The sequence below is a fragment of the Mesorhizobium sp. M7A.F.Ca.CA.001.10.2.1 genome (assembly GCF_003998575.1).
Taxonomy (GTDB): Bacteria; Pseudomonadota; Alphaproteobacteria; order Rhizobiales; family Rhizobiaceae; genus Mesorhizobium.
Map to the genome: position 1 here is coordinate 1 of NZ_RZQY01000823.1, position 2,280 is coordinate 2,280.

Sequence of the window (2,280 nt, forward strand, 5' to 3'; positions counted from 1 at the left end):
GCACGGGCTGATGCGCGTTCGCGGCTTCACGCAGGACGATGCGCACATCTTCTGCACCGAGGAGCAGCTGGCCGCGGAGTGCTTGCGCATCAACGATCTGATCCTGTCGACCTATGCTGATTTCGGTTTTGACGAAATCAGCGTCAAGCTGTCGACGCGGCCCGATAAACGCGTCGGCACCGACGAAGCCTGGGATCATGCCGAGGCGATCATGGGGAGCGTGCTGGAGACGATCAGGACACGGTCCGGCAATCGCATCAAGACCTCGATCAATCCGGGCGAGGGCGCCTTCTACGGCCCGAAATTCGAATATGTGCTCAAGGATGCCATCGGCCGCGAATGGCAGTGCGGCACGACGCAGGTCGACTTCAACCTGCCGGAACGGTTCGGCGCCTTCTATATCGGCTCCGATTCCGAGAAGAAGCAGCCTGTGATGGTGCACCGCGCGATCTGCGGCTCGATGGAGCGCTTCCTCGGCATCCTGATCGAGAACTATTCCGGCCATTTCCCGCTGTGGTTCGCGCCGCTGCAGGTGGTGGTGGCGACGATCACGTCGGATGCCGACGGCTATGCGACCGAGGTGGTGGCAAAGCTGAAGGCCGCAGGGCTGTTGGCGGAAGCGGATCTGCGCAACGAGAAGATCAACTACAAGGTCCGCGAGCACAGCCTAGCCAAGGTTCCGGTCATCCTCGTCTGCGGCAAGCGCGAGGCGGAAGAGCAGACCGTCAACATGCGCCGGCTGGGCTCGCGCGACCAGGAATCGCTTGGCCTCGACCAGGCGATCGCGCAACTGACCGAGGAAGCTGTTACACCCGACCGCCGGCGCAAACGCGCGGCTTGATTGGCATGGTTTCGACCAAATGGCGGTGGAGCGATCCACCGCCATTTTCATAGTAGGCGGTATGTCCTTCACACCTTGTCGGCGACCATCGGGTTGATTGCCAGGACGCGCTGCCTTGAAGACGCGACCACCACGCCTTGTGAAGTGGATTAGGCTCCGTAAAAAGCCGGATGATAAAGGACGACGCCTTGCCGAGCGTCAGGGCCAAAATCCAAACATTGGAAATACTCCGGCGGAACGTCTGGAAACCTCAGAGTGGGGTCGGCCTTGAACCCAAATCGGGAATAGTAGCCGGGATCGCCTAGAACCACGCATCCAGCCGCGCCAAGCGATTTTATCCGGTCAAGTCCAGCTTCTATTAGCTGAACACCGACGCCTTGCCGCTGTCGGTCAGGTCGCACTGCAACTGGCCCGAGACCGTACCAATTGACTTCGGTGCCGTCGATCTTGACTGAAGAGAAGGCGACATGACCAACGATCTCACCATCTTGTTCTGCCACCAAGGAAACCGTCAACGCGCCTCCCGCTCTCAGGGCGTCAACAATGGCTCCCTCCGTTCCAGCGCTGTATGGCGCACCGTCGAAAGCGGTGGTGACCAGCGCGCGGATTTCTGCAATGTCATGGGCGTTTTCTGGTCGTATGATCATGAGATTCGTGTAGCAAACCACCGTCGGGCCGCCAAGACGCTCTCGCCTCCGCGCCTTGACCCCATCGGGCCAGTGCCGGTGGGGGCGGAACATCGGTTACTTCATATCCCTGTCACGCCGACCTTGTAACGAGCCCTCATGCTCAAGCTGAAATTGCGCGAACGACCCTTTCCCGAGCTTTCCTATGCCAATCCGCGCCAGCCGGCGCTGACACGCTGGTTCATTCATTCGGTCGAAGGCCTGTCGGGCCGCGACCGCTACACAGCACTTTATGATTTCTGGCGCCGCCAGGTCGTGCCGACAGGCGAACGCGTGTTCAGCCGTATGCTCGAACTGATCGACGTCCGCGTGCGGACATCGGATCAGTGGCCGCCGGCACAGTTGCCGAACACGCCGCTGGTGATCGTCGCCAATCATCCGTTCGGCATTGGTGACGGCATTGCCGTGCTGTCGTTGGTCGAGCAGCTCGGACGCCCGTTCCGGGTGATAATTCACAAGGACCTGCTCAAGATCCGCGAGATGGAGCCTTACTCGCTGCCAATCGACTTTTCCGAGACCAAGGACGCGCTGAAGAACAACATGGCCGTGCGCCATGAGGCGGTGCGGCTGTTGAAGGAAGGCGTCACCATCGTGGTGTTTCCGGCCGGCGGTGTCGCCACCGCGCCGAAGGGCTTTGGCCAGGCACGCGACTTGCCGTGGAAGATGTTTCCCGCCCGTCTCGTCCAGGACGCCAGGGCGTCGGTCATCCCGATGCATTTTTCCGGGCAGAACGGCAGGCTGTTCCATCTGGTC

Annotated in this window: 3 protein-coding genes; 2 read left to right on the forward strand and 1 reads right to left on the reverse strand. The window is 60.8% G+C overall.

From position 1 onward, the window contains the following. Positions 1 to 841, forward strand: an 841-nt coding sequence (locus EN964_RS32195) for a threonine--tRNA ligase (protein WP_245490713.1), incomplete at its 5' end; no start/stop codon positions are given. Between the two features lie 149 nt (positions 842 to 990). Here EN964_RS32195 and EN964_RS32200 read toward each other — a convergent pair. Further along, positions 991 to 1,488 (reverse strand): GNAT family N-acetyltransferase, encoded by a 498-nt coding sequence (locus tag EN964_RS32200; RefSeq protein WP_127267641.1) that lies wholly within the window; start codon positions 1,486 to 1,488, stop codon positions 991 to 993. Between the two features lie 138 nt (positions 1,489 to 1,626). On the opposite strand from EN964_RS32200, the gene EN964_RS32205 reads away from it, so the two are divergent. Next, the coding region (locus tag EN964_RS32205; protein ID WP_127277268.1) for a 1-acyl-sn-glycerol-3-phosphate acyltransferase at positions 1,627 to 2,280 on the forward strand (654 nt) is incomplete at its 3' end.

Excerpts from the sequence above, each read along its gene's own strand:
- EN964_RS32200 (WP_127267641.1), bottom strand. The coding sequence starts at position 1,488 with ATGATCATACGACCAGAAAACGCCCATGACATTGCAGAAATCCGCGCG.